Here is a 25,684-nt window from a genome sequence, read left to right as displayed (position 1 = left end):
GATCTGCCGACGGGGGCGTCCGTACCGGATGAAGGAGCAGCACCACATGAGTAAGGAAGCGGCCGGCAAGGGCGGCGACGAACCGCTGCCGTATCTGCCCCTCCCGCCGGGCGCCCGGGGGCCTTTGGACCCGCCACTGCTGGGCGCCGCCCCACCAGGCATCGGGCCCAGGCTGGCCATCGCGGAGGGCGTGCTCAAGAAGGCGGCCGGTGTCGCCGACGAGGTGTTCGACGCCTTCCACGGCCCCGCCACGGCCGTGCACGCCCCGGCCACCAAGGCCGCGCGTGAGCTGGCGGGATGGGACAGCAGCGAGGCGCTGAAGACGTCCCTGAAGAACTGGGAGCAGCAGGTCAAGGCCGCCGAGGGGTGGCTCACGCGGATCGCGGAGAGTCTGCGCGGCGCTTCCCACACGTACACGGGTACGGACCAGGGGATCGAGCAGCAGTTCAGCGCACTGCGAGGGCTGAAGTAATGCCTGCCTTCTACCGCGAACTGCTCGACACCGACTTCTCCGTACTGGACGATCTCGCGGACAAGTGGCGCGAGGCACACACCAAGACGGAGAAGTTGCCGAAGCGAATGACCGACGAGGTTCTGGGGCCCCTGCGGGACAAGGGGTACTGGGAAGGCGCGGCGGCCCCGTTCGCCTGGACCCTGATCGACGACATCGCGCGGCAGCTGACGGCGGCCACCAAGGTGGCCAAAGCGCTGTCCGGTGTCCTCGACGACGCCGTCGCCGACCTCAAGATCATTCGGCGCGATCTCCAGAACGCCGTGCAGCGGGCGCTGGACAAGGGGCTGGCCGTGGACCACGCGGGCACGGTCTCCGGGTACATCACCGCGGAGCACTACATCCCGATGGGCCAGCGCACCCAGAGCGCCTACTACGTCGAGGCCGCCCAGAAGGAGATAGTCGAGATCTGCCGCCGGGGTATCACCGCGGACCAGAATCTCTCCATGACGCTGATGTCCGACGTGGGGATCGGCGCCTGGTTCAACAGCAAGCCGCAGCACGACTCGATCGACTCCACGAACCGGATCAGCGCCGACGAGTACAACGCGTATCAGCGCGTCCTCGACGGCAAGGATCCCTATCCGGACCGGAACGACGACAGCCCGTACGACCTGGGCCTGGACTATGCGACCGGCTTGGGACCCCGGCATCAGGACTTCACCAACGGCGACAAGATGGTCGAACTGCTCCAGTCCATGGAGAGCATGAAGGACATCCGGCGGCAGACGGTGGAGCAGTGGGAGGCGACGGGCAGCACAACAGGGGACGCAGCCTTCTCCATCTCCGAAATGGGGAAGGTCGGCGCGGCCAAGAAACTCATCACCGAGGACCTGCCGGCCATCGTCACCGGTGATCCCAAGCACCTCGGTGAGGCCTTCATGGGCTCGTACAACGTCAAGTACGAGGTCCAGGGCACCGACCCGGACGGGTCCCTGGTGGTGCAGTACACCCTGGACAACACCACCAGCTCCGAGTCGGCACTCCACTTCATCGGCTACTACGACTGGCTGAAGTACGCGGAGATCGCCGACGGCCCGGTGACGAGCGCCGTGGACCAGACGGTCACCTGGACCGAGCGCATCCCCGGGAAGAGCCAGTGAGCGCCGCACGCACCGGCGGCCGGACGAGGCCGTCCGCCCCTGCCCTCGGGCTGGTCGCCGTCGCCGCGGTCCTCTCGCTGTCCACGGGATGCTCCACCGACACGGCCGGGTGCGGACCGGCCCCTTCGGCGGAGGTCAGTCAGGCCGATCTGTACGGGAGTTACACCGGCCCGCACGGAGCACGCCTCGACCTGACCGCTGACGGCGGCACGTCGGTCAGGTTCTCCGTGAAGCACTGGCCCAAGGAGGACGGCCCCGAGATCCTGACGGAGGACGGCCCCTCGTTCGACGGCGGCGGGGTCTGGAAGCTGGTGAACCCCCCGGGAGAGGACGGCGAGATCGGGCTCACCTTCGACGACCTCGACACCAGCGCCCGCGGCGCGACGGTCACCGAACTCCAGGTCGGCAAGGAGGAGGGGCACACCGTGCTCTTCGCGCGGCTCGGGGACCCGGATGTGTGCCGGGTCTTCAAACTGACCTCGTGAACGCCGATGGACGCTTCCTATACTGATCGGATGATCACCATTCCGCTCGGCGCGCTCGAAGTGGCCATGGTCCAAACGGACTCTCGACCAGCCGACACGTTACGAGACACCACCGAGTTCGCCCGCCGCCTGGAGGACCTCGGTTACCTGCGACTGTGGTACGCCGAGCATCACCACTCTCCGGCCATCGGAGCGTTCCCGCCCGTCGTCCTGACCGCCCACGCTGCCGCGTTGACGTCGTCCATCCGTGTCGGTTCCGGGGGCGTTCTCGCTCCGAACCACGCGCCGATCATGCTGGCGGAGCAGTTCGGCACGCTGGCCGCACTGCACGGGGGCCGTATCGACCTGGGAATCGGCCGTGGCCCGGGTACCTTCGACGAGTCGACGGCGCGGGCCCTGCGGCGTGGGGCCGGACCGACAACGGACGACGAATACCAAAGCGATGTGTCAGCGACTCTGCGTTTCTTGGTGGACGAGGTCGCGCTCGGCCCGTTCCCGGAGCTATGGCTGCTGTCCTCGAGCACGGCCGGTGCCGCGCTCGCTGCGGAACTTGGCCTACCGATCGCCTTCGCCCATCACATTCGTCCTGACAACACCCTCCCTGCGCTCGATCACTACCGGAAGCACTTTTCTCCTTCCCGCTGGTGCGACCGCCCCCGTGTGCTGATCTGCGTGGAAACGGTGTGCGCCGAGACGCAGAAGGAGGCGGCGTGGCTCGCAGGCCCGATGGACGTCGTCAAGGCTGGGCTTCTCAAGGGACGGGGCGACATCCCCTTCCCCACGCCCGAAGAGGCCGCCGCCCACTCGTTCGCCGCAGAAGACGTGCAGGCGCTGGCGAGCTTCCGCGCCCAACAGGCACACGGCTCACCGGAGACCGTTGCGAAGCGGCTGATGGACCTGGTGGCCGTGACCGGGGCGGACGAACTCATGCTGGTGACGCCCGTCTACGCGCTGGCCGACCGCTTGAGGTCGTACGAACTCGTCACGCAGCACATCATGCTGCCGGCGACGTCATAGCCGCCCCCACCACGGACAGTCGGATGCGCGTCGATCAGTTGGCCCATAGCCTCACTCGATGACCAGCTTTGAAACGCATCGTCGGCGCGTCCATGACACGAGTCTCTCGGTGCGGGCCCGGCATGCCGCTTTCCGCACGTGCGTGGTGAGCTTCAGTCCGTACGGCTTCCGCGCGACCTACCATCACCTGTGCCGCAGCGCCCGGATCCCGGTCGACCTGGGAACCGACCCGGCATCGTTGGTCCGCGCAGTCGAGGAGCTCCATGCGGCCCGTCGGCTCTGGCTGGCGGATGAGGCCGCATTCATGGCGCGCCGCCGACGGGAGAAGGCTGAGGGACATCGCCATCCCAAAGCAGACGGCAGCTGGCGAGACCGGGGGCGCGGTTCAGAAGGCAGCCTCGCCTACTGCCCCAACCCTGAGCACCACCCCACCGAGCCACTCCGGACCGTGGTGGAACGCATCGTGCGTTCCATGGTCCCAACGGTGGCGGCGTCCTCGACGTGCCGGGCATGCGGGAGCGACGCAGGGACGACTCGCTGGAGAAGCGGTTACCACCTGTACCAGCTGTGCGCACGATGCGGCGTGAGCACCGGCTCACAGCCGACTGAGACCGACCGGACTGTTCTTGCCGCCAGGGCCGAGCGTTGGAAGGAGATCTGGAGGCGCACAGCCTGAGACGGTTCCACTTCCCCGGATCAGACCCGTCGACGCCGCCCTTGCCCGAAGCTCTGTACCGGCGCCATGGCCTGGCCACATGCCCTCCCGACCGCGCGGCTAGCGTGCGCGCAGTCTGCGCCACACCGCCTTCGCGGCATGGTGGCCCGACATGCCGTGCACACCCGGGCCCGGCGGGGTCGCCGACGAGCACAGGAAGACGGCCGGGTGAGCGGTCGCGTACGGAACCCGGGCGAGTTTGGGGCGCAGCACCGTCTGCAGCCCGGCGAAGGCACCGCAGGCGATGTCGCCGCCCACGTAATTGGCGTTGCGCGCGGCCAGTTGAGGCGGTCCGGCGACCGCCCGGGCCAGCACCAGGTCGCGGAACCCCGGTGCGAAGCGCTCCAGTTGACGCTCGACGACCTCGGTGGCGTCGCCGTCCCAGCCCGACGGCACATGGCCGTACGCCCACAGCACGTGCTTGCCGGCCGGTGCCCTGGTCGGGTCGAGCAGACTGGGCTGGGCGGTGATCAGGAAGGGGACGTCGGGGTCGCGGCCGCTGACCGCCGCGTCGAGTGCCGCCTCGATCTCGCCCGCGGTGGCTCCGATGTGCACCGTCCCCGCCGCACGGGCCTCCTTCGAGGTCCAGGGCACGGGCCCCGACAGGGCGTAGTCGACCTTGAACGCGGACGGGCCGTAGCGGTAGTGCCCGTACGCATCGCCCAGCCCGGCGATCCGGGCGAGTGCGGTGGGCGAGGTGTCGAAGACGTACGCGCGGGCCGGGGGCAGCTCGTCCAGGCGCTTCACCGGTGTGTTCGTGTGGATCACGCCGCCCTGTTCGCGCAGATAGGCGGCCAGGGCATCACTGATCGCCTGCGATCCGCCGCGCGGCACGGGCCAGCCCACCTCATGCGCGGCAAGGGCGAACATCAGGGCGATGCCGCCGGTGGCGAGGCCGCCGGTGGGGGCGATGGCATGGGCGGCGAGGCCGGTGAGCAGGGCGCGGGCCCGCTCGCCGGTGAACCGTCGCGTGAGCCAGGTCGCAGGCTGCAGCGCGGTCAGTCCGAAACGGACCATGCGGTACGGATCGCGGGGCAGCCCGTCCCAGGGCGTGCGCAGGAAGTCCGCCGCGAGGGTGTCCCAGTGGCCGAGGTAGGGGGCGACGAGCCGTCGGTACGCGCCCGCGTCCCCGGCACCGAGCGACATGGCGCTCTCGCCGACCGAGCGGCTGAGCACGGCGGCGCCGCCGTCCGGGAACGGGTGGGCGAGGGGCAGTTCGGGGTGGAGCCACTCCAGGCCGTGACGGGCCAGCGGCATCGCCCTGAAGGCCGGCGAGCCGATGCCGAGCGGGTGGACGGCGGAGCACGGGTCGTGGCGGAAGCCGGGGAGAGTCAGTTCCTCGGTCCGCGCGCCACCGCCGACCGTGTCCATGGCCTCGTAGACCGCGACCGAAAAGCCGCGCCTGGCCAGTTCGACCGCGGCGGTCAGTCCGTTGGGTCCCGCCCCCACGACGACGGCATCGAACATCGACGGCACCTTCGGACTCCTTTGTCAGCCGATGGCCAAGAGTCCCAGGATATTCCGCGGCGCCGGCAGCGGGAGGCGGGGTACTGTCCGGCGCGATGGACAACAGGCTGAACAGCGCGTTGCAGGACGCGATCGATGACATGGCGCAATGGCTCACCGAAGTGCGCGGCGTGCGCGCGGTCGCGCTCGGCGGCAGCCGGGCGCGAGGGGCGCACCGCCCCGGTTCGGACTGGGATCTGGGCCTCTACTACCGGGGTGAGGTCGATGTCCCCGCGCTCGCCGCGCTGGCGTCGGAGCTGACCGGTGAGCGGGTGGAGGTCGCCGGCCCCGGCGGCTGGGGTCCATGGGTCGACGGCGGCGCGTGGCTGTCGGTCGACGGTGCGGCGGTGGACTGGATCCTGCGGGACCTGGACCGGGTGGAGCGGGTCTGGTCCGAGTGCCGGGCGGGGCGGTACGAGACGGGGGTGCAGGCGGGCCATCCGCTGGGCTTCTGGTCGCCCGCGTACGCCGGGGAGGTGGCGATCTGCCGCGTACTGGCCGACCCGCACGGCGAGTTGACGGTGCTTCGGGACGCGACACAGCGGTATCCGGAGCCATTGCGCGAGACGCTGGTGCATGCGGCGTGGGAGGCGGAGTTCTCGGTCGCGGCGGCGCGCAAGTCGGCCGGGTCCGGGGATGCGCTGCATGTGGCGCTGTGTCTGTCGCGGGCCTTCGGTGTGCTCGTGCAGTCGCTGCATGCGCACCACCGGGTGTGGTGCCTCAACGAGAAGGGCGCGCTGGCGGCTGCCGCCGCGTTCCCCGGTGTCCCGGAGGACTTCACGGCACGCGTGACAGCCGCCCTCACCGCTCTGGATCCGGCCGCGGTGGAGTCGGCGGGCGAACTGGTCCGTGAGACGAGGGCCCGGCTCACCTGATCCCCGCAGCCTCACCCGATCCGGCAGCCTCACCTGATCCACGCGGCGCGGGCCGCCCTCAGGTGAGCAGGTCCCGTATCCGGTGGGCCGTCGCCTCGTCGCGGGCGGCCGTGAACGGCAGGACATTGCCGCCGCCGATACGGAACAACTCCCCCGCGAGTGTCAGATGCGCGCCGCCCGCCTCCGTCACCAGCAGCAGGCCGGCGGCGTGGTCCCAGGCGTGCTCCCAGGAGAAGGCAACGCCGTCCAGGTCGCCGCGGGCCACATCCAGATACTCCAGGCCGGCGGAGCCGCACGGCCGGGCGTGCACCGAGGGCACCGCGAGGCCGAGCAGCGCGCGCTTCTGGTCCGGCGTCGTGTAGTCCGGATGGGACATGGCCACTTCGAGCACCGCGCCCGGGATGGGGGAACCCGCCCGTATCGGTGCGCCGTTGAGCATGGCTCCCGCGCCCCGCACCGCCGTCGCCATCTCGTCCAGCACGGGTGCGTACGTCCAGGAGGCGAGCACCTCGCCGCGCACCGCGAGCGCGACCAGGGTGCAGAACGCGGGGTCGCCGTGCACGAACTGGCGGGTGCCGTCCACGGGGTCGACGATCCACACGGGCGCGTCGCCGTGCAGGGCCTCGTACACAGCGGGGTCCGCGTGCACGGCCTCCTCGCCGACCACGACCGAGCCGGGCAGCAGGGCGGTCAGCGAGGCGGTCAGGTGCTCCTCGGCGCTGCGGTCCGCGATCGTCACCAGATCGTGCGGCCCGCTCTTCTCGACGATCTCGTGCGCGGCGAGCTGGCGGAAGCGCGGCGTGATCTCGGCGGCGGCCGCCTTGCGGACCGCCTCCTCGACGTCGGAGAGATCACCGGTCAGAAACTCATCGATCATGTGTCCAGCTAAGCACGGCCGACTGACATCCCCGCCGACGCCCGGCGACCGGCCGATGGACGCCGGACGGCCGCCAGGGTACGACCACATGAACACGCGATGTCCGTTCAGCGGCCTACCGCATAACCCTGCATGCCGCGCGGGTTCGCCGCGGCCGACACGATCCCCGTCGCGGGATCCCTGGAGACCACACACATCCGGCCCTCCGCCCAGGCCTCCCCGACGGTGATGTCATGGCCCCGTCGCCGCAGCCCGTCGACCACCTCCGGGTCCATCCGCGACTCGACGGTCACCGACCCGGGCCGCATGCCCCTCGGGTGGAAGGAGCCGGGGAAGGCGTCGTTGTGCCAGCCCGGTGCGTCGACGGCGCCCTGCAGGTCGAGCCCGCCCCGTACCCGGTCACGCAGGGCCACGGCCAGAAAGAAGTGCACCTGCCACTGGTCCTGCTGATCGCCGCCGGGCGTGCCGAACGCCATGCACGGTATTCCGTCCCGCAGCGCGAGCGACGGCGAGAGGGTGGTCCGCGGGCGGCGCCCCGGGGTGAGCGAGTTCGGCAGACCGGGGTCGAGCCACGCCATCTGCAGCCTCGTGCCGAGAGGGAAACCCAGCTCGGGCACGACCGGGTTGGACTGCAGCCAGCCGCCGCTCGGCGTGGCCGCGACCATGTTGCCCCAGCGGTCGACGACATCCAGGTGACACGTGTCGCCACGGGTCGCACCGTCGTCGGCGACGGTCGGCTCGCCGGCACCGGGAGCCGGGGGACCCATCACGTCGAATCCGGGCTTCCCGGCCGCGACGGCGGTGGCGTGCGCGCTGAGAGCGGGTGTCCGCCCCTCGGGACTGCCGGGCCGGAGATCGTACGACGCCCTCTCCTCGATCAGCGCACGGCGCACGGCGTTGTACGGCTCCGACAGCAGCGCGGCCACGGGTACGTCGGCGGCGTCGCCGTACCAGGCCTCACGGTCGGCCATGGCGAGCTTGCAGCCCTCGATCAGCAGGTGGACGTAGTCGGCGGACCCGTAGGCAGGGAGCTCGGACGGCAGCAGCGCCAGCTGCTGGAGGAAGGCGGGCCCCTGGCTCCAGGCGCCTGCCTTGCACAGGGTCCAGCCGTTCCAGTCGTAGGTCACCGGATCCTCGTACGAGGCGGACCAGCCGGCCAGGTCCGCCCTCGTGAGCGTGCCGGTGTGCCGGGTGCCGCTGGTGTCCATGGTCGGCACGGCGGACTGCCGTACCAGCGCCTCGGCGACGAAGCCCTCCCGCCAGATAGTCCGCGCCCGCTCGATCTGCTCGGTCCGCCCGCCCGCGCCGGCCTCCTCGATCAGCCGCCGCCAGGTCGCGGCCAGCGCGGGGTTGCGCAGCAGCCGGCCCGGCCGCGGGGCCTTTCCGCCGGGCAGATAGACGTCGGCGGACGTCGTCCACTCCGTCTCGAACAGCTGCCGCACCTGCTCCACGGTCTGCCCGACCCGCTCGACCGGCGCATGGCCGTCCTCCGCGTACCCGATGGCGTACCTCAGCACCTGGGCGAGCGTCCTGGTGCCGTGGTCGCGCAGCAGCACCATCCACGCGTCGAACGCCCCGGGCACGGCCGCGGCCAGCGGTCCGGTTCCGGGCACGAGATCGAGCCCGAGTGAGCGGTAGTGGCCGATGGCCGCGCCGGCGGGCGCGACGCCCTGCCCGCACAGGACACGCACCTCGCCGCCCGCGGGGGCGAGGATGACCGGGACCTCGCCCGCGGGCCCGTTGAGGTGCGGCTCGACCACATGAAGGACGAATCCGGCGGCGACGGCGGCGTCGAAGGCGTTCCCGCCGTCCTCGAGCACGGCCATCGCGGACTGCGAGGCCAGCCAGTGGGTGGAGGACACCATGCCGAAGGTGCCCTGGAGGGTCGGCCGGGTGGTGAACAACGTGGCGGCTCCTTGGTGCGGCGGGGTCCGACCGACGGTACGCCGCGCCCGCCGCGCGGTCACCGGGCTCGGGTCAGGTGCCGTCCGCCGAGAAGTGCTGGTAGTCCGGCGGGTGCCAGCGGCCACCCCAGTGCCAGCCGATGGCCCGCATCTGCGTGACGATGACGCCATCGGGCGTGATCATGCCGTTGGCGGGGCGGGAGCGGTCGAGACAGGCTCGCCCCGCCGGGGGGTGGACATCGCCGGAGCCGTCCACATACGGGTTCTCCACGGGGTTGATGTCCAGCGCGTCACCGTACGAGTGGCGGGAGAGGTGACGGGGATCGCCGGTCACCCGGCGGCAGTTGAACGCCGAGGTGTTGTCGTCCGCCATCGCTGCCGCGTCACTGCCGCCGTACTCCGCCATCACCCGCATCCGGCGGATCGGGAAACGTTCGTCGAGGGCCTTCCCGAACACCCGCAGCAGTGGGCGCACCTCGTCCTGATGGACGATCAGTTCGCCGCGGTGCACCCGCCCGTCGAAGCCCCAGTGGTTCATTCGGATGAGCCGCAGCCGGGAGGGAGGCACCGGGCAGGTCGGCTCGTAACTCGCACCGAGTTTGGCCGGGGGTACGTCGCTGACACGGGGCGAGAGCCGGGGTGGCGCGGCGGAGGTGAACTGGGCGGGCGTCGCGGCACAGGCCGCCGTCAGAACCATGACCGCGGAGAGGACGGGCGCGATCGCCCGGCGCACGATATGCACCCTTTCAGGGTAATTGGCGGACCGACTCCCGCACCCGGCGACGTATCCGGCCCCGCAGGTGCCGCGCTGCCTGCCGCGGAATATCCTGGAACGGCCGCCGTGACCGGCTGCGCGCGGCTCGCACCGGCCGAAGCATGGGCGAGTACGCCCAGTTGGGCCCAGGTGCTCTGCTGCGTCATGACGCGGCGGACGCAGGTCGCCGAGGGGTGTATCAGCCCGGCGGGGCACGTCCGGGAACGCCTGGGAGGTCAGATCCCGGCGTCCTGGCTGACCGCGCCCCGGGCGAGCAGCAGCAGCGCGTCCACGAGGTCGTCGGCCGGGCTGCCGGTGGCGAGACGCCGCAGCTGGAGGCCCATCACCAGAGCCACGATGGTCGCCGCGTAGGCCTCGGCGTCCGGGACTCCTAGACCGGTGAGGATCTGCACCGCCAGGCGGTCGTAGGCGGAGAACGCCTCGGAGGCGGCCTCCCGCAGCCGCTCGTCCCGCCCGGCCTGGACATACAGCTCGAAGGTCGCGATGTGCTCGCTCCCGAACGGGATGCCGCCCGCCACCTGCCCCGCGAGCGAGGCGGCACCGGCGATGTCGATGCCCTCGCCCTGGTACCGGTCGGCCAGCTCGGTGAAGCGGCGGGTCTCCTCGCGGACGAAGTGCAGCAGGCTCTCCCGCAGCAGTTCGTGCTGGGTCTCGAAGTGGTACGTGACCGAGCCCAGCGAGACCCCGGCCTCCTTGGCGATCCTCCGGTTGGTGACCGCCGCGACGCCGTCCTGACCGATGATGTGCAGGACGGCGGCGATGATGCGCTGCCGGGTGGGCGCGGAGCGGGCGGCGTTGGACATGAGGGTCATTGTTCCACTGGCGTGGTCCCCTTGATCGCGGGGGCGGGCGGGCGCTTCTCGTACCAGCGCTGGTCGGCCTCCAGCTGGGCCGCGAGCGAGATCAGCCTCTCCTCGCTGCCGGCGGGGCCGAGCAGCTGGGCGCCCACAGGCAGTCCGTCGGCGGTCAGGCCGGCGGGCACGTTGACGCCGGGCCAGCCCAGGACGTTCCACGGGAAGGCGTACGGGCAGGCAGCCGTCATCGTGGCGTTGGTGCGCCAGGTGCCGAGGTCGTCGAAGGTGCCGATGCGCGGGGGCGGGGTGGCGGTCGTCGGAGCGAGGATCACGTCGTAGGTGTCGAAGATGGCGCCGATACGGCGGTGCTGGCGGCTTTCGCGGGCGCGTGCGGCGCGCACGACCGGGCCCCGTAGCAGCCGGGCGCTGCGCATGGCGCTGCGGGTACGCCGGTCGAGCAGCGCGGGTTGGGGATGCAGTGCCGCGAGCTCCCCGACACCCGTCGTACCGCGCGCCACCAGACTCAGGCCGATCAGCCCGTAACGCGGCCTGGCCTCCTCGACGGTGTGGCCGAGCCGGGCGAGCGCCTCGGCGAGTGCGGTCACCGCACGGCGCACCTCGGGATGCGGCTTGGTGCCGGTGAGGGTCATCGGGGGCCGCCAGGCCAGGGCGATCCGGAGGGTGCCCGGTTCACGGCGGGCGGCGGCCGAGGCGTCGATCGCGTCCGGCCGGTGCAGGTCCTCGGGGTGCGAGCCCTGCACGACGTCGAGCAGCAGGGCCGCGTCGGCCACGGTGCGTGCGAGCGGGCCGTTGACGGCGAGGCCGTGGAAGGCGTCGGTGTACGGGTACAGGGAGACCCGGCCGCGCTGGGGCTTGATGCCGACGAGATGCGTCCAGGCCGAGGGGATGCGGATGGACCCCGCGCCGTCCGAGCCGACTGCCGCGGGCACGAGTCCGGCCGCGACGGCCGCCGCCGAACCACCGGAGGACCCGCCCGGGGTGTGGTCGAGCGACCAGGGGTTGCGGGTGGCGCCGAAGGCCGGCCCTTCGGTGAACGGCCACTGGCCGAGCTCGCAGGAGTTCGTCTTGCCGACGATCACGGCTCCGGCCGCGCGCAGCCTGCGGGTGGTTTCGCCGTCGGCGGCCGCTGCCGCGGTCTCGCCCTGGCACCCGAAGAGGGTGGGCAGGCCCGCCACATCGGTGTCGTCCTTGACGGCCATCGGTACGCCCAGCAGAGGCAGCTGCTCCCCCGCGGCCAGTCGCCGGTCCGCCTCTCTCGCCTCCGCGAGTGCCTGTTCGCCGCGTACCCAGCGAAATGCGTTGATGGTGCTCTGGCTTGCCTCGATGCGCTCGATGGCGCTCGCCACGAGGGTCTCGGACGAGGTGTGCCCGTCCCGCAACTCCCGGATGTGTTCCGCCAGTCCGCCGAATTCATCTGTGGACACGACCGCCCCGCCTCCCTATTGTTCGTTCGAACGAACAGAACTGGAGGGTAACCAGATGCGCATCAGCGGAGCAAGCGTTCTGCTCACCGGCGTCACTGGCGGCATCGGCGGCGCACTCGCCGCCGAACTGACCGCCAAGGGGGCGAAGTTGGTGGTGACCGGCCGCCGCCGCGAGGCGCTGGAGCCGTTCGCCGAGCGCTACGGCGCGCGAACGATCGTCGCCGACCTCGGCGATGCCGACGATGTCCGGCGGCTGGCCGACGAGGCCGCGGGCACGGACATCCTTCTCGCCAACGCCGCGCTGCCGTCCAGCGGTGACGTGCTCGACTACACGCCGGAGCAGATCGACCGTGCACTTGCGGTGAACCTGCGCGCCCCGGTCATGCTGGCCCGGCTGCTCGCGCCGGCGATGATCGACGCGGGCCGGGGTCATATCGCCTTCGTCGGCTCGCTCTCCGGCCTGGCGGCGACCAAGTCATCGTCTCTGTACAACGCCACCAAGTTCGGGCTGCGCGGGTTCTCGCTCGCCTTCCGCCAGGATCTGCACGGCACGGGTGTCGGTGTCTCGATCGTCCAGCCCGGATTCGTACGTGACCTGGGGATGTTCGCCGCCACCGGGTCCAAGACCCCCGGCGGTGTGCGGACGGTCTCGCCCCGCCAGGTCGTCGACAAGGTGGTACGTGCCGTCGAGCGCAATGTCGCCGAGATCAATGTCGCGCCGCTGGAACTCCGGTTCCTGACCTCAGTCGCCGCCCAGTTCCCGGGCCTGGCCGAACGGGTGCAGCGCCGGGCGGGCGCCGAGCCGGTGATCCGCGAGATCGTGGAGGCCCAGCGCTCCCGTCGCTGAGCAGCCGGCCTGTCAGTGGCCCTTGCTACGGTCGGCCGCGCCGGTGGACCGACAGGGAGTGAGGGCCCTCCATGGAGAGTGCGCGCCGTGCCGCACTGGACCATGTGCTGCGGCTGATCGCACAAGCGCCGTGGAGCGACGGGCTGGTGCTGCGCGGCAGCATGACGCTTCAGGCGTGGGCGGGTGACGCCGCCCGCGAGCCGGGTGACCTGGACTGGATCGTGCACACGCCCGGGCCGGCGAACTGCCCGGACGCGCTCAGCCCGTTCCCGTACGTCGACACCGTCGAGACGCTGCAGCAGTGGCCCGAGGCCGCGGACGGAGCGGCACGGTACGAGATGTGGGGCGAGGAGGAGTTCTCGGCGTACGGGTCACGGCCGTTGCTCCCGCCGGAGGGGCTGCGCTGGCTGGACGCCCCGGCGCTCGGTGTGGCCGCCTCGCCCCTGCAGGATCTGATCGAGGCGATCCGGGAGCACCCGGTCGCAGCAGGGGGTGTGACCCTGGACCCGGACGGCGTCCGGGGCGACGACCTCCAGGGGTACGACGGCGATGTGAGCTACGGCGACCGGGACGAGGAGTGGGAGTACGACACGCCCGGCGTCCGGGCCGCCATTCCCTGGCAGACGCCCGGGTCGCTCCCCGGCAGGGCGCAGGGAGAGATCCAGGTCGACTTCGCCTTCGACGAGGTGCTGCACGACGCCCCGGTGTGGACCGCCGTCCCGCGCGGCGACGGCGGCCCGCCCACTGCGGTCCGCACCGCAAGCCGCGAACTGTCGCTCGCCTGGAAGCTGCTGTGGCTGATCACGGACCACGGGAAGGACGGTTCGGCCGGCGGCAAGGATCTGTACGACGCCGCCCTGCTGGCCGAGTGCCCCCACACGCGGCTGCTGCGCAGGGTGCTCGGCAGCCACGCGGCGGACTTCGGCCCCGGCTCCGTCCGCACCTGGCACATCGCCGCCTCGTGTCCCGGCGACCCGGACCGGCTCAAGGAGCGGCTGGTCCGGGCACTGGGGCCGGTGTTCAGCGCCGGCTGACCCGCTCGGGCCTCATCAGCAGCATGTAGAGCAGCAGCGATGCCCCGAGACCCACCGCCCAGCCGTAGTTCGCGAGCGGCTTGAGGAGCGGGATCAGGCCGTCCTCGGGGAACGGGCCCTTGCCCGGCGCGGAATGGGAGCCGCCGATGGCCAGCAGCCCGCCGACCGCGAACGCGGCCACCGCGCGCAGGTTCCAGCCGGAGGTGTACCAGTAGCGGCTGCCCGGCGTGTACAGGCCGGCAAGGTCCAGCACGGTGCGGCGCACCAGCCAGTAGTCGGCGATGAGGATGCCCGCGACCGTGCCGAGCAGTCCGCCGACCAGTCCGAGCCAGGTGAAGATGTACAGCTCCGGCGTCTCGGTGAGCTGCCACGGCATGATCAGCACACCGACGACGCCTGTGATCAGCGCGCCCCTGCGGAAGTTGATGAACCGCGGCGCCAGATTGGCCAGGTCGTACGCGGGCGAGACGACGTTGGCCGCGATGTTCACCGAGATCGTCGCGATCAGCACGGTCACCAGCGCGAACAGCAGCCCGAAGACGTTGTCGGTCTTGGCGGCCAGAGCCACCGGGTCCCAGATGGCAGCGCCGTACACGGCCTGGGAGCCGGAGGTGACCAACACCGACAGCAGTGCGAACAGGGTCATCGTCGTCGGCAGGCCGAGCGTCTGGCCCCACACCTGCGCACGCTGGCCCTTGCCGAAGCGGGTGAAGTCCGGAATGTTCAGTGACAGCGTGGACCAGAAGGCGATCATGCCCATGAGCGAGGGGAAGAAGACGGGCCAGAAGTCCGCGCCCCAGCCGAGCTGCGACGGCTGGTCCAGCAGTGGCCCGAGGCCGCCCGCCTTGTTCGTGATCCACACGAACAGGACCAGCGCACCGACGATGACGAACGGCGCGGCCCAGTTCTCGAACCGGCGCAGTGTCTCCATCCCCCGGTAGATGATGGCCAGTTCGAGTACCCAGAAGAGCACGAAGCACACCCAGAGCGTCCACGGCTGCCCGCCGATCTCGGCCGCCTCCGCCCAGCCGCCGAAGATCTTGCCGAGCAGGATGAAGATGCCCTGGCCGCCGATCCAGGTCTGGATACCGAACCACGCGCAGGCGACCCCGGCCCTGATCAGCGCGGGCAGGTTGGCGCCGCGCATGCCGAACGACGCCCGGGCCAGGACCGGGAAGGGGATGCCGTACTTCGGCCCGGCGTGCCCGGTGAGCAGCATCGGCGCCAGCACGATCAGATTGGCCAGCGCGATGGTGAACACCGCCTGCTTCCAGTCCATGCCGAGCGCGACCAGGCCCGAGGCGAGCAGCCAGGACGGGATGTTGTGGGCCATGCCGACCCAGAGGGCCGCGAAGTTGTAGGTCGTCCAGTGACGGTCGGCGATCGGAACGGGCAGCAGATCGTCGTTGACGAAGCGGTTGTCGGCGGGGACCTCGCCGGGTGCGAGCTCGATGCGAGCGGTCTGTACGGACATGGGGGTGGCTATCGGCCCGTCGGAGGGGGTGGGGGGAACGGTCGAGGTCATGGCGGCTGACCCTTCAGGCGGGCGCGGTGCGCGGACGTCAGCGGTTGAGTGCGGGGATGATCTCGGAGCCGTACGCGTCGATCGTCGCTTCCTTCGCGTCGTGCATGTTGTAGACCGCGAACTGGTCGACGCCCAGGTCCCGCAGTGCCGTCAGCTTCTCGATGTGCGCCTCGGCCGGGCCCAGCAGACAGAACCGGTCGACGATCTCGTCCGGGACGAAGTCGGTCGACGGGTTCCCGGCGCGGCCGTGGTGGCTGTAGTCGTAGCCGTGCCGCTCCTTGATGTACGCCGTCAGCGCCTCCGGAACCATGTCCGAGTGCTCGCCGTAACGGGAGACCAGATCGGCGACATGATTGCCGACCATCCCGCCGAACCAGCGGCACTGGTCGCGGGCGTGGGCGAGGTCGTCACCGACGTACGCCGGCGCGGCCACACAGATGGTGACGGACGCGGGGTCGCGTCCCGCGTCCGCGGCCGCGTCGCGCACGGCCTTGACCATCCACTCCGTCAGATAGAGGTCGGCGAGCTGCAGGATGAAGCCGTCGGCCTTCTGCCCGGCGAGCGCCAGGGCCTTGGGGCCGTACGCCGCCATCCATACGGGCAGCTTCCCGTTCTTCACCCAGGGGATACGGATCGGGCTGTCGTCGACGACCGCCTCCCGGCCCTCGGCGAGATCGCGGATCACGCCGATCGCCTCGCCGAGCCTGGCCAGGGTGTTGGGCTTGCGGCCGGCCACCCTCATCGCCGAGTCGCCGCGCCCGATACCGCACACGGTGCGGTTGCCGTACATGTCGTTGAGCGTGGCGAAGGTGGAGGCGGTCACCTCCCAGGTACGGGTACCCGGGTTGGTGACCATCGGCCCCACGATCATCTTCTGGGTGTGCTCGAGGATCCGGCTGTAGACGACGAACGGCTCCTGCCACAGCACCGCGGAGTCGAAGGTCCAGCCGTAGCGGAATCCGTTGCGTTCCGCGCGCCGCATCAGTCCGACGACGGCCGATGCCGGCGGGTCGGTCTGCAGGACGAGTCCGAAGTCCACGTCGGGGCCTCCTGGTTCGGGCTAGTTCAGGTATTGGCAGGTGGAGCGGGGGGTGTAGACGCCGTGACCGGCCCGACCGGTGAACTCGCGCTGGTCGATGACGACTTCACCGCGCGACAGCACGGTCTCCACCTGGCCGGTGACGGTCCTGCCCTCGTACGCCGAGTAGTCGACGTTCATGTGGTGGGTGGCGGCGGAGAGGGTCTGCTCGGCGTGCGGGTCGTAGATGACGACATCGGCGTCCGCGCCCGGCGCGATGGTGCCCTTCTTCGGGTAGAGGCCGAACATCCGGGCCGGGGTCGCGCAGGCGATCTCGATCCAGCGGCGGCGGCTGATGTGCCCGTCGACCACGGCCTGGTGGAGCAGGTCCATCCGGTTCTCCACGCCGGGCAGCCCGTTGGGGATCTTGGAGAAGTCGCCACGGCCGAGCTCCTTCTGCCCGGAGAAGCAGAACGGGCAGTGGTCGGTGGAGACGACCTGGAGGTCGTTCGTGCGCAGTCCGCGCCACAGGGCGGCCTGGTGCTCGCGAGGCCGCAGCGGCGTGGAGCAGACGTACTTGGCGCCTTCGAAGTCCGGCTCGGCAAGGTTGTCGGTGGACAGGAACAGGTACTGCGGACAGGTCTCGCCGAATACGGGAAGCCCCTTGTCCCGGGCGGCGGCGAGTTCGGCCACGGCTTCCTCGGCCGAGACGTGCACGACGTAGAGCGGGGCGCCGGCGACCCGGGCGAGCTGGATGGCGCGATGGGTGGCCTCGGCCTCCAGCAGGACCTTGCGCACCTCGCCGTGGTAGCGGGGGTCGGTCTCGCCGCGGGCGAGGGCCTGCTCGACGAGCACGTCGATGGCGATGCCGTTCTCGGCGTGCATCATGATCAGCCCGCCGTTGGTGGACGAACGCTGCATGGCGCGCAGGATCTGCCCGTCGTCGCTGTAGAAGACGCCTGGGTAGGCCATGAAGAGCTTGAAGGAGGTGATGCCCTCCTCCACCAGCAGGTCCATCTCCTTGAGCGACGACTCGTTGACGTCGGAGAGGATCATGTGGAAGCCGTAGTCGATGGCGCAGTTGCCGTCGGCCTTGGCGTACCAGGCGTCCAGCCCTTCGCGCAGGGAGTGGCCCATGCTCTGCACGGCGAAGTCGACGATCGTGGTGGTGCCGCCCCAGGCCGCGGCGCGGGTTCCGGTCTCGAAGGTGTCGGAGGCGGACGTGCCGCCGAACGGCAGCTCCATGTGGGTGTGGGCGTCGACACCTCCCGGGATGACGTACTTGCCCGCGGCGTCGATCGTGCGGTCCGCCGTCCATGTCCCGGCGGCCGCGGTGCCATGGGCGGCGAGGGCGGCGATCCGCCCGTCCTCGATCAGCACGTCGGCATGGATCTCGTCGGCGGCGGTGATGACCAGTCCGCCGCGGATCAGGGTGCGGGTACTGCTCATTGCTGGTGCGCTCCCTATGTGTACGTACGGTCGGCTACGCGCTGCGCAGGGCCTGTTCGAGGATCGCTGCGCCTTCCTCGGCCTCGGCCACGGTCAGCGAGAGGGGCGGCGCGATACGCAGCGCGCTCGTGTTGTGGCCGCCGCCCTTGCCGATCAGCAGCCCGCTCTCGCGCGCGGCTTCCAGGACCCTGGTCGCGGCCGCAGGGTCGGCCTCGTCGGTGCCGGGCTGCACCAGCTCGATGCCGATCATCAGCCCGCGCCCGCGCACCTCCCGTACGGCCGGCAGACCGGCGCCGATCGCGCGCAGCCGCTCGATCAGCAGTCCGCCGACCCGGCGGGCGTTGCCCTGGAGGTCGTGCTCGAGCAGATAGGTGAGGTTGGCGATGCCGGCTGCCATGGTGACGGGGCTGCCGCCGAAGGTGGAGATGGAGTTGGCGTCCATGCAGTTCATGATTTCGGCGCGGCCGACGACGCCGCCGATGGACATTCCGTTGCCGATGCCCTTGGCGAAGGTGAGCAGGTCCGGCGGGCCGTTCCTGTCGTGCGCCTGCCAGCCCCAGAAGTGGTCGCCGGTGCGGCCCCAGCCGGTCTGCACCTCGTCGGAGATCCACAGGATTCCGTGGCGGTCGAGAACTTCGCGGAAGGCGGCGTAGAGGCCGTCGGGCGGGGCGGTGAAGCCGCCTACGCCCTGGACGGGTTCGGCGATCAGTGCGGCAACGTCGCGGGTGTGCCCGAGCAGGTCCTCGAGGTCGGCGACGCACGCCTCGATGAACTGGGCGTCCGACAGGTGGGCGAAGGGCCCGCGGGTCCGGACACCGCCGTGCACGTACAGCGTCTGCAGAGGGGACAGGCTGGTCGGGGACCAGGACTGGTTGCCGGTGATGGAGACGGCCGAGAAGGACCGGCCGTGGTAGCTGTTGCGCATCGCCAGGATCTGGTTGGAGCGGCGGTGGCCGGTGGCGAGCAGCAGTGCGGTGTCGTTGGCCTCGGTGCCGGAGGTGGTGAAGAAGACGCGGGCGTCGGGGATGCCGGACAGGGCGGCGATCCGCTCGGCGAGCTCCACCATCGGGCGGTTGAGGTAGAGGGTGGAGGTGTGGATGATCCGCCCGGCCTGCTCGCTCACCGCCTTGGTGACCTCGGGCAGTGCGTGCGCGGTCATGGTGGTGAGGATGCCGCCGAAGAAGTCGAGGTAGCGGTTGCCGTCCGCGTCCCAGACATGGCGGCCCTCGCCATGGGTGATCTCGATGGGCTGCTTGTAGTAGAGGGCGACCCAGTCGGGGATGACCGCCTTGTGCCGGTCGAACAGATGGGTCACGGCTGCACCAGCCCGTCGTAGGCGTCGGGGCGCCGGTCGCGGTAGAACGCCCACTGCTGGCGTACGACGTCGATCAGGTCGAAGTCGAGGTCGCGGACGAGGAGTTCCTCCGCCTTGTCACTGGCGGTCTCGCCGACGAACTGCCCGCGGGGGTCGACGAAGTAGCTCGTCCCGTAGAAGTCGTTGTCGCCGTACTCCTCCTGGCCGACGCGGTTGATCGCGGCGATGAAGTACTCGTTGGCGACGGCGGCCGCGGGCTGCTCCAACTGCCAGAGATAGGCGGAAAGGCCGCGCGAGGTGGCGGACGGGTTGTAGACCAACTGTGCGCCTTGCAGACCGAGTTGGCGCCAGCCCTCGGGGAAGTGACGGTCGTAGCAGATGTATACGCCGACCTTGCCGACCGCCGTGTCGAACACAGGCCAGCCGGCGTTGCCGGGCCTGAAGTAGTACTTTTCCCAGAAGCCTTTGACCTGCGGAATGTGGTGCTTGCGGTACTTGCCGAGGTACGTGCCGTCGGCGTCGATCACGGCGGCGGTGTTGTAGTAGAAGCCCGCCCCCTCGACCTCGAAGACCGGAACCACGATCACCATGCCGGTCTCGCGGGCGAGTTCCTGCATCCGCCGGACGGTCGGACCGTCCGGGACGGGCTCGGCCCAGCGGTAGTGCTCGGGCTCCTGGACCTGGCAGAAGTAGGGGGCGTTGAAGACCTCTTGGAATCCGATCACCTTGGCGCCCTGCCGGGCCGCCTCACGGGCGTGTTCCTCATGTTTGGCAATCATCGATTCGGTGTCGCCCGTCCAGGTGGCCTGGACCAGAGCTGCGCGTACGACATTGGCCATGAGTTGCTCCTTCGACGGGACGTCAAGAGCTCTACGCACGTAGATGCGATGCGTAGGAGGAGAACGTAAGCCCCGTCACACACTGGGGCAAGACCATCGCCATTAACCCGCAGAGTCGATCATGTTTCACACCCGAGCGGTCCACACCGGTCGATTCACTGTCAGAGATGACCTGCAACGCGTAGTGCATGGACAACGTCCCGCTCCCGTGCCGTGGATACGGCACGCGCAGCGGCCAGCACCTGCGGGACCAGCCGCGCCGGGTCGCGGTCGGGGACCCTGGCGGCATCCTCCGCACTGCGGACCTGCACGAACGCGGCGAGCAGCGCACCGCCCCGCGCGGCCAGGCCCTCGTCCTCGAGGGCGATGACGGCACCGGCGATCTCGTCGGCGGAGCGGGAGACGCCCTGGCGCAGGAGCTGATGGCCGTCGTCGCTGCGGCCGGCCGCGGCAAGCGCGTCGGCGGCCGCGGCAAGCCGTGCCGCGGGCTGCGACGCCACCTCCCACAGCAGCGTGGCCCAGTCGGCGGCGAGACCGGAGCGGTGCAGTTCACCGGCGAGGGCCGGCAGCCAGGAGGCGGGCCGGGCGGCGGCCTCGCAGATCACGGCGTGGGCCTCGCCGCCGCGCCCTTCGGCCCGCAGCCGCCCGAGCGCGGCGACGGTCTCGCGCGCGGCGCGGGAGGCGCCTGCGGGGGCAACGACCGGGGCGGGTGCGGCATGCTCCACCGCTGCTGCGGCCCCGCCGTAGCGCGCCCCACGGGGAACGTCGTCCGCCACCGGAAGAACGGGCACGGGCTGTACCACCGCCTCCTCCGCCTGTTCCTCGACTCCGGCGAACCGGGCCCCGCGCGGACGCCGGCGCTTCTTCGCCCGGGGCGGCTCGGGTGCGGGGTGGGCCTGTGTTCCGCCGGGCGGATGCGGCTCGGCGGCCGCGAACTCCGCCCGGCCGGCCCGGTCGTGGGCGTCGGCCACGGGCCGGAACCCCTCCTCGGCCGCTACCGACCCTGCGGTGGCGCCGCCCGGGTGCGCGTACGCGTCGGCGGCCCGGACGCCGTCCCGGGGCGAGGCGTCGGGACTCGGCCCGTGCGCAGCGGCGGCGGGCGGCCGGAGCCGGTGACCCGGCCCGGGAGCCGCGCTGCCGTCGGCCGGGTGCCGTGCCCAGTCCGCCGGGGCAGCGGGCGGCTCGGGCGGAGCGAGGGCTGCCTGCCGGGAACGCAGCTCCATGATGCGTGCCGTCGCGCGCACGTGGTCGTCGCGCGTCCAGGACAGCTCATGGGCGTACTGCTCCGCCGCCGGTGCGCCCTCGGCCTCCTCGGCAAGCAGCCGTATCAACTCCTCGGCGCGGCCCTGCGCATACGTCTGCTCCCTGAGCATGAGCTCCAGCCGTTCCGCCAGCGCCTCGCGGCCGCCGGGCAGCCGGTCGTGGGCCGCCGCGGCGGACGCCTGAAGCCGGCTCGCCCGCACCGACTCCTGCTGTACGAAGGCGGGCCCGCGCTCGGCAGCCAGATCCTGGAGCAGCGATTCGACCACGTCCCAGGGCGGAATCTCCACGCCGTCCAGACAGGCCTGCATGCCGTCGGGGTCACGTTGCCAGAAGATCCCGTACCAGCCGCCGGACCGGTCGAGCAGCGCGACCAGTTCCTTCAGGTACCGCGCGAACACCCCGACATCCACCGGGAGTTGATGCACCATCATCGCCGCCCCTGCCCCACTGCCGACTGGACCCGTCCGATCCCGAGGAACCGGAGGCATTCGATCGCAGCAAGGTTACGGAGAGGCTACGCAGTGTTTTCAGAAAGTGACCGCGATGCCGGTGTGCGGTCTTTTGCCCAGCCGGACGATCATCGCCGGCCAGTCGACGATCCAGAACTGCCAGGTGTACTTACGGGCCAGGAGCCTGCGCACCGCGGCGGTGCCCTCCTGGTCCAGCAGTCGCGCCGTTCCCTCCGCAGTGGGCGCGCCCTCGGCGATGTTGCCCCGTGCGTCGCACACCGTGATCACCACGCGGCTGTCGTTGCGCAGGCGCCTCACCTTCCACGAGTCCGTCCGCGTCCACACGAACAGCTCATCACCGTCCACCGCGAACCACACGGGCGTGGCCACCCCGGTCCCGTTCTTGCGGAACGTGGTGATGCTGACGTACCTGGCGCTGGCGAACTTCTCGGCACTCACGCTGCGAAGCGTACGTCAGCCCTTGCCGTGGGCGTCACGGGCCGCCACGAGCGCGTCCAGAAGCGCCCGGATGCAGGCGGGCCCTGGGCGTCAGCGATGGCTCAGCACGTTGACCACCCGGCCGTCGGGGTCACGGACGAAGAAGCGGCGCACTCCCCACGGCTCGTCCTGGAGCGGGTGGACGATCTCCGCGCCACGCTCACGCAGCGCCACGTAGGCGGCGTCCACGTCGTCCACCTCCACGCTCATGTCAGGCGTCACCGGTGCGGTCCTGTCCCCGGTCATGATGCTGACCTGCGCCGCCGGGTGGGACGGGGAGGCGAGGGTCACGATCCAGCCGTGGTTCATGACTTCCTCGAAGCCCAGCAGATCGTAGAACTCCCGGCTCCTGTGCATGTCGTGGGTCCGAATATCGGGCACCACTCGGCGAACGGTCATCGACGGCTCCAGGGGAAGGCAGACAGGTGCTCACGCCTCATCACATGTACTACGACACCTGCACCTTCGCGCATGTATTCGATAAATGCTCTAGCGGCTCTTGACGAAGTTCTTGGCGAGGCGCTCTCCGAGGGTGACGGCCGCGCCATGGCTCTGGATCGGCGACGCCTTCGAGTTCTTGAAGACGATGTACGTGACGCCCGAAGGGGTCCCGCCCTTGGCGGGGTCCGGGTTGATGCCCAGCGCCTTCGCCGTGGCGTACGACGCCTCGCCGATGATCCCGGTGGGGCCCGTGTCGCCCACGACCGCGTACTGCACCTTGCCGCGGTACACGACGGCCGCGACCGAACCGCCCCGGATGCCGGACGACTTGTAGTTCCAGATCGGGCTGGGCGTGGGCACCACGATGAAGGGCAGTTTCTCGGCGTTCAGGTAGGCGCCGTCGGACTGCAGGAAGGCGGTCGCCTCCTGGAAGGACGAATCGGTCTGACGGTTGCAGCGCGTGGTGCGCCGGCCGTCGCAGTCGATGTCCATGTCCGCCTTCCAGAACACGGCGCTCCCGGCATCGCAGACGGGAATGCTCGCCGAGGCCTTCTGGTCGGTGCGGTACTTGCCCTTGGAGATCTGCTTGCACTTCGCGACCTTCGCCAGCAGCTGGGCCGCGGTCACCGACCCTTCGGCAGCCTCGGGAAGGTCGGGCTGCTCGGGGGTCTCGGGAACACCGGGCGCACCGGGCGCACCGGAAACGCCGGGAACCCCGGGAACATCGGGGCGCTCAGGAACTCTCGGAACATCGCCGGGCTCGAGAGCCTCGGGAAACCCCGGGAGATCACTGGGCTCGGGGACGGGGAGCCCAGGGACGTCGGCGGACTCTTCTCCCCTTGCAGACACAGAGACCTCAGCAGTCTCGGTGAGTCCGGCAGCCGCAACGGCCTCGGCGGCCGCTGCAGCCTCACCGGATTCGTCCGGAGGCGCAGCCCCGGCGCGGTGGGCGGCGTCGGCGGGGTCGGGCGGTGGCATCGCCGGAGCGGCGGCTGCCGGCAGGGCGGTCACAGCGAGCAGGGCAACGCCGCCGGCGCCGGCAAGCACGGCCTGGAGAGCAATATGTCGAATACGCACAAGGAGACCTTTCTGTCCGGAAGGCTCCCTACCCGCCGAGGGCCCGACCCCTCTCCGATCAGCCGCCGGACGGGTTACGGCCCCGCGCACTGTCCCGGGGCCGTGACCGCGGTCACCTGCTGGGACGCACCACCATCGCCGAGCCGCCGCCCCTCCTGACCTTCTCGGCCGCCGCGAGCCAGCGGCCGTCCGCCAGCCGCTGGATGCCGGTGGCCGCGCCGATCTCCGGGTTCTGCCGGAACCCGTGGCCGATCGCCTCCAGTTCGGCCCGCAGCGGGCTGTTCCAGAGCCCGGGCTCGAGCTCGGTGGTCGTCTGGTTGCGCTGGCTGGCGCGCGGCGCCGCGATCGCCTCGACCAGGGGCAGGCCCCGGTCCAGATGCCCCGTCAGGGTCTGCAGCACCGTGGTGATGATGGTCGCGCCACCCGGCGAACCGAGGGCCAGCACGGGACGGCCGTGGTCGAGCACGATCGTCGGCGCCATGGAGGACCGCGGCCGCTTGCCGGGACCGGGCAGGTTCGGGTCATGCACCGCCGGGTCGGCCGGGGCGAAGGAGAAGTCCGTCAGCTCGTTGTTGAGCAGGAAGCCGCGCCCGGGGACGGTGATGCCGCTGCCGCCCGTGGACTCGATCGTCAGCGTGTACGCGACGACGTTGCCCCATTTGTCGGCAGTCGTCAGATGGGTCGTGTTCTCACCCTCGTAGGTGGTCGGGGCCGCCGCCCCCGTGGACCCGCAGTCGACGGGATCGGCCGGGTCGCCCGGCGCCAGCGGACTGGTCAGCACGGCGTCGTCCTTGATCAGGCATGCGCGCGAGTCCGCGAACCGCTGCGACAGCAGCCCCCGCGCCGGTACGTCCTCGAAGGCCGGATCGCCGACCCACCGCCCGCGGTCCGCGAACGCGATCCGGCTCGCCTCGATGAAGCGGTGCAGATACTGCGCCTGCGAGGCCTTGGACAGGTCGGTGCGCTCCAGCATGTTGAGCGCCTCACCGACGCTCGTACCGCCCGACGAGACCGGCCCCATGCCGTACACGTCGAGGCCGCGGTAGGACACCCTGGTGGGCGCGCGGCGCACCGTCTCGTACGCGCGCAGATCGCGCAGGGTCAGGTCGCCGGGGCGCACCACCCGGGTGGCGCCGTCGCGGACCGGGGGCTTGCGTACCGTGCGGACGATGTCCTCGGCAATGGCACCGCGGTAGAGCGGGCCGACGCCCTCGCGGCCGATCTCCCGGTAGGTGCGGGCCAGGTCGGGGTTCTTGAAGACCGTTCCGACGACCGGCAGCTCGCCGCCCGGCAGGAACAGCTCCGCGGTGGCGGGGAAGTCCGCGAACCGGGCGCGGTTCGCCTCGGTCTGGGAACGGAAGGTCGCGTCGACGGTGAAGCCGGCCTCGGCAAGGTGCTGCGCGGGCCGCAGCAACTGCCGCAACGGCCTGCTGCCCCAGGCGTCCAGGGCGGTCTCCCAGGTGGCGGGGGTGCCGGGAGTGCCGACCCCGAGCCCGCTGGTCATCCCCTCCTCGAACGGTATGGGCTTGCCGTTCTCCAGGAAGAGGGAGGCGTCGGCGGAGCGCGGTGCCGTTTCGCGGCCGTCGATCGTGTGGACCGTACGGGACCTGGCGTCGTAGTAGACGAAGAAGCCGCCTCCGCCGATGCCGGCCGAGTACGGCTCCGTCACGCCGAGAGCGGCGGCGGTGGCGACCGCCGCATCGACGGCGTTGCCCCCGCGCCGCAGCACCTCGATCCCGGCGGCCGATGCGTCGGCGTCGACGCTGGCGACCGCGCCGCCCTGGCCGACGGCCACCGGTGACTTGACGGGCGGCGTCCAGGCCGGTGGCGCGTGGGTGGGCGGTACGGCCGCCCCGATCGAGACCACGGCCGCGACAACAGCCAGAAACGACACATTCCGTGCGGTGGGGCGACGCATGCGT

Annotated in this window: 22 protein-coding genes and 1 pseudogene; 7 read left to right on the top strand and 16 right to left on the bottom strand. The window is 70.9% G+C overall.

Annotated elements, in window-relative coordinates; genetic code table 11:
• Positions 1 to 46 precede the first annotated feature (46 nt).
• From ABZ208_RS02950 to ABZ208_RS02935, 4 genes are read left to right on the top strand one after another with little or no spacing between them, the layout of a single operon-like run.
• Positions 47 to 472: a hypothetical protein gene (locus ABZ208_RS02950; protein ID WP_356907801.1), complete on the top strand. Its 426-nt coding sequence runs from the start codon at positions 47 to 49 to the stop codon at positions 470 to 472.
• Positions 472 to 1,614, top strand: coding sequence for a hypothetical protein (locus tag ABZ208_RS02945; RefSeq protein WP_356907800.1), 1,143 nt, complete (start codon positions 472 to 474; stop codon positions 1,612 to 1,614). Before ABZ208_RS02950 ends, ABZ208_RS02945 begins: the two co-directional genes overlap by 1 nt.
• Positions 1,611 to 2,099 (top strand): hypothetical protein, encoded by a 489-nt coding sequence (locus ABZ208_RS02940; protein WP_356907799.1) that lies wholly within the window; start codon positions 1,611 to 1,613, stop codon positions 2,097 to 2,099. The genes ABZ208_RS02945 and ABZ208_RS02940 overlap by 4 nt, the downstream gene beginning before the upstream one ends.
• Before the next feature lie 30 nt (positions 2,100 to 2,129).
• On the top strand, positions 2,130 to 3,116 hold the full coding sequence (locus tag ABZ208_RS02935) for an LLM class flavin-dependent oxidoreductase (protein ID WP_356907798.1): 987 nt from the start codon (positions 2,130 to 2,132) through the stop codon (positions 3,114 to 3,116).
• Positions 3,117 to 3,891: 775 nt separating this feature from the next.
• On the opposite strand, the gene ABZ208_RS02930 is transcribed toward ABZ208_RS02935, so the two are convergent.
• Complete coding sequence (locus ABZ208_RS02930) at positions 3,892 to 5,307, bottom strand: NAD(P)/FAD-dependent oxidoreductase (protein WP_356907797.1); 1,416 nt, start codon at positions 5,305 to 5,307, stop codon at positions 3,892 to 3,894.
• A gap of 131 nt (positions 5,308 to 5,438) precedes the next feature.
• Here ABZ208_RS02930 and ABZ208_RS02925 point away from each other — a divergent pair, with 131 nt between their 5' ends.
• Positions 5,439 to 6,212, top strand: coding sequence for a nucleotidyltransferase domain-containing protein (locus ABZ208_RS02925; RefSeq protein WP_356907950.1), 774 nt, complete (start codon positions 5,439 to 5,441; stop codon positions 6,210 to 6,212).
• Positions 6,213 to 6,270: 58 nt separating this feature from the next.
• Here the strand turns inward: ABZ208_RS02925 and ABZ208_RS02920 are convergent, their stop codons facing one another.
• The 5 genes from ABZ208_RS02920 to ABZ208_RS02900 form a co-directional block, all read right to left on the bottom strand.
• Positions 6,271 to 7,089, bottom strand: a complete 819-nt coding sequence (locus tag ABZ208_RS02920; RefSeq protein ID WP_328394465.1) for an inositol monophosphatase family protein — start codon at positions 7,087 to 7,089, stop codon at positions 6,271 to 6,273.
• 107 nt (positions 7,090 to 7,196) lie between these two features.
• On the bottom strand, positions 7,197 to 8,993 hold the full coding sequence (locus tag ABZ208_RS02915) for a gamma-glutamyltransferase (RefSeq protein ID WP_356907796.1): 1,797 nt from the start codon (positions 8,991 to 8,993) through the stop codon (positions 7,197 to 7,199).
• A gap of 73 nt (positions 8,994 to 9,066) precedes the next feature.
• Positions 9,067 to 9,735: a M15 family metallopeptidase gene (locus tag ABZ208_RS02910; RefSeq protein ID WP_356907795.1), complete on the bottom strand. Its 669-nt coding sequence runs from the start codon at positions 9,733 to 9,735 to the stop codon at positions 9,067 to 9,069.
• 248 nt (positions 9,736 to 9,983) lie between these two features.
• Positions 9,984 to 10,571 (bottom strand): TetR family transcriptional regulator, encoded by a 588-nt coding sequence (locus tag ABZ208_RS02905; protein ID WP_356907794.1) that lies wholly within the window; start codon positions 10,569 to 10,571, stop codon positions 9,984 to 9,986.
• Between the two features lie 5 nt (positions 10,572 to 10,576).
• Entirely contained in the window at positions 10,577 to 12,007 is a 1,431-nt protein-coding gene (locus ABZ208_RS02900) for an amidase (protein ID WP_356907793.1), read from the bottom strand.
• Between the two features lie 55 nt (positions 12,008 to 12,062).
• On the opposite strand from ABZ208_RS02900, the gene ABZ208_RS02895 reads away from it, so the two are divergent.
• Both ABZ208_RS02895 and ABZ208_RS02890 read left to right on the top strand, forming a co-directional pair.
• Positions 12,063 to 12,854 carry an SDR family NAD(P)-dependent oxidoreductase gene (locus tag ABZ208_RS02895; protein ID WP_328394475.1) on the top strand — a complete coding sequence of 264 codons (792 nt, stop codon included), beginning with the start codon at positions 12,063 to 12,065 and terminating at the stop codon, positions 12,852 to 12,854.
• Positions 12,855 to 12,925: 71 nt separating this feature from the next.
• Positions 12,926 to 13,888 carry a nucleotidyl transferase AbiEii/AbiGii toxin family protein gene (locus ABZ208_RS02890; RefSeq protein ID WP_356907792.1) on the top strand — a complete coding sequence of 321 codons (963 nt, stop codon included), beginning with the start codon at positions 12,926 to 12,928 and terminating at the stop codon, positions 13,886 to 13,888.
• Here ABZ208_RS02890 and ABZ208_RS02885 read toward each other — a convergent pair.
• The 10 genes and pseudogenes from ABZ208_RS02885 to ggt form a co-directional block, all read right to left on the bottom strand.
• Positions 13,875 to 15,413, bottom strand: coding sequence for an NCS1 family nucleobase:cation symporter-1 (locus ABZ208_RS02885; protein WP_356907791.1), 1,539 nt, complete (start codon positions 15,411 to 15,413; stop codon positions 13,875 to 13,877). The genes ABZ208_RS02890 and ABZ208_RS02885 overlap by 14 nt on opposite strands.
• A 37-nt stretch (positions 15,414 to 15,450) precedes the next feature.
• Positions 15,451 to 16,452: a TIGR03842 family LLM class F420-dependent oxidoreductase gene (locus ABZ208_RS02880; protein ID WP_356907790.1), complete on the bottom strand. Its 1,002-nt coding sequence runs from the start codon at positions 16,450 to 16,452 to the stop codon at positions 15,451 to 15,453.
• 21 nt (positions 16,453 to 16,473) lie between these two features.
• Positions 16,474 to 17,880: a dihydropyrimidinase gene (gene hydA, locus ABZ208_RS02875; protein ID WP_356907789.1), complete on the bottom strand. Its 1,407-nt coding sequence runs from the start codon at positions 17,878 to 17,880 to the stop codon at positions 16,474 to 16,476.
• Between the two features lie 34 nt (positions 17,881 to 17,914).
• On the bottom strand, positions 17,915 to 19,195 hold the full coding sequence (locus ABZ208_RS02870; RefSeq protein WP_356907788.1) for an aspartate aminotransferase family protein: 1,281 nt from the start codon (positions 19,193 to 19,195) through the stop codon (positions 17,915 to 17,917).
• Complete coding sequence (locus tag ABZ208_RS02865) at positions 19,192 to 20,034, bottom strand: nitrilase-related carbon-nitrogen hydrolase (RefSeq protein ID WP_356907787.1); 843 nt, start codon at positions 20,032 to 20,034, stop codon at positions 19,192 to 19,194. Before ABZ208_RS02865 ends, ABZ208_RS02870 begins: the two co-directional genes overlap by 4 nt.
• A 161-nt stretch (positions 20,035 to 20,195) precedes the next feature.
• A complete protein-coding gene (locus ABZ208_RS02860; protein ID WP_356907786.1) occupies positions 20,196 to 21,728 on the bottom strand; it encodes a hypothetical protein in 1,533 nt (510 codons plus the stop codon).
• 96 nt (positions 21,729 to 21,824) lie between these two features.
• Positions 21,825 to 22,205 carry a PPOX class F420-dependent oxidoreductase gene (locus ABZ208_RS02855; RefSeq protein ID WP_356907785.1) on the bottom strand — a complete coding sequence of 127 codons (381 nt, stop codon included), beginning with the start codon at positions 22,203 to 22,205 and terminating at the stop codon, positions 21,825 to 21,827.
• Between the two features lie 90 nt (positions 22,206 to 22,295).
• The gene (locus ABZ208_RS02850; protein ID WP_356907784.1) at positions 22,296 to 22,643 is read right to left on the bottom strand and encodes a VOC family protein; all 348 of its coding nucleotides are present in this window, start codon (positions 22,641 to 22,643) and stop codon (positions 22,296 to 22,298) included.
• Positions 22,644 to 22,733: 90 nt separating this feature from the next.
• Positions 22,734 to 23,321: pseudogene (locus tag ABZ208_RS02845) on the bottom strand (glycoside hydrolase family 75 protein); the annotation flags it as partial.
• 553 nt (positions 23,322 to 23,874) lie between these two features.
• Positions 23,875 to 25,680, bottom strand: coding sequence for a gamma-glutamyltransferase (gene ggt, locus ABZ208_RS02840; RefSeq protein WP_356907783.1), 1,806 nt, complete (start codon positions 25,678 to 25,680; stop codon positions 23,875 to 23,877).
• Between the last annotated feature and the right edge of the window lie 4 nt (positions 25,681 to 25,684).

Source organism: Streptomyces sp. NPDC006208, assembly GCF_040613775.1.
In the GTDB taxonomy this organism is placed as follows: domain Bacteria; phylum Actinomycetota; class Actinomycetes; order Streptomycetales; family Streptomycetaceae; genus Streptomyces.
Note: the sequence above shows the minus strand (reverse complement) of the source record. Positions and strands in the feature narration are given on the sequence as shown.

Bases quoted from the DNA above. Each gene is read 5' to 3' on its own strand.
- ABZ208_RS02950 (WP_356907801.1), top strand. From the start codon at position 47: ATGAGTAAGGAAGCGGCCGGCAAGGGCGGCGACGAACCGCTGCCGTAT.
- ABZ208_RS02920 (WP_328394465.1), bottom strand. From the start codon at position 7,089: ATGATCGATGAGTTTCTGACCGGTGATCTCTCCGACGTCGAGGAGGCG.
- ABZ208_RS02850 (WP_356907784.1), bottom strand. From the start codon at position 22,643: ATGACCGTTCGCCGAGTGGTGCCCGATATTCGGACCCACGACATGCAC.
- ABZ208_RS02890 (WP_356907792.1), top strand. From the start codon at position 12,926: ATGGAGAGTGCGCGCCGTGCCGCACTGGACCATGTGCTGCGGCTGATC.
- hydA (WP_356907789.1), bottom strand. From the start codon at position 17,880: ATGAGCAGTACCCGCACCCTGATCCGCGGCGGACTGGTCATCACCGCC.
- ABZ208_RS02925 (WP_356907950.1), top strand. From the start codon at position 5,439: ATGGCGCAATGGCTCACCGAAGTGCGCGGCGTGCGCGCGGTCGCGCTC.
- ABZ208_RS02895 (WP_328394475.1), top strand. From the start codon at position 12,063: ATGCGCATCAGCGGAGCAAGCGTTCTGCTCACCGGCGTCACTGGCGGC.
- ggt (WP_356907783.1), bottom strand. From the start codon at position 25,680: ATGCGTCGCCCCACCGCACGGAATGTGTCGTTTCTGGCTGTTGTCGCG.
- ABZ208_RS02905 (WP_356907794.1), bottom strand. From the start codon at position 10,571: ATGTCCAACGCCGCCCGCTCCGCGCCCACCCGGCAGCGCATCATCGCC.
- ABZ208_RS02935 (WP_356907798.1), top strand. From the start codon at position 2,130: ATGATCACCATTCCGCTCGGCGCGCTCGAAGTGGCCATGGTCCAAACG.
- ABZ208_RS02885 (WP_356907791.1), bottom strand. From the start codon at position 15,413: ATGACCTCGACCGTTCCCCCCACCCCCTCCGACGGGCCGATAGCCACC.
- ABZ208_RS02865 (WP_356907787.1), bottom strand. From the start codon at position 20,034: ATGGCCAATGTCGTACGCGCAGCTCTGGTCCAGGCCACCTGGACGGGC.
- ABZ208_RS02945 (WP_356907800.1), top strand. From the start codon at position 472: ATGCCTGCCTTCTACCGCGAACTGCTCGACACCGACTTCTCCGTACTG.
- ABZ208_RS02860 (WP_356907786.1), bottom strand. From the start codon at position 21,728: ATGATGGTGCATCAACTCCCGGTGGATGTCGGGGTGTTCGCGCGGTAC.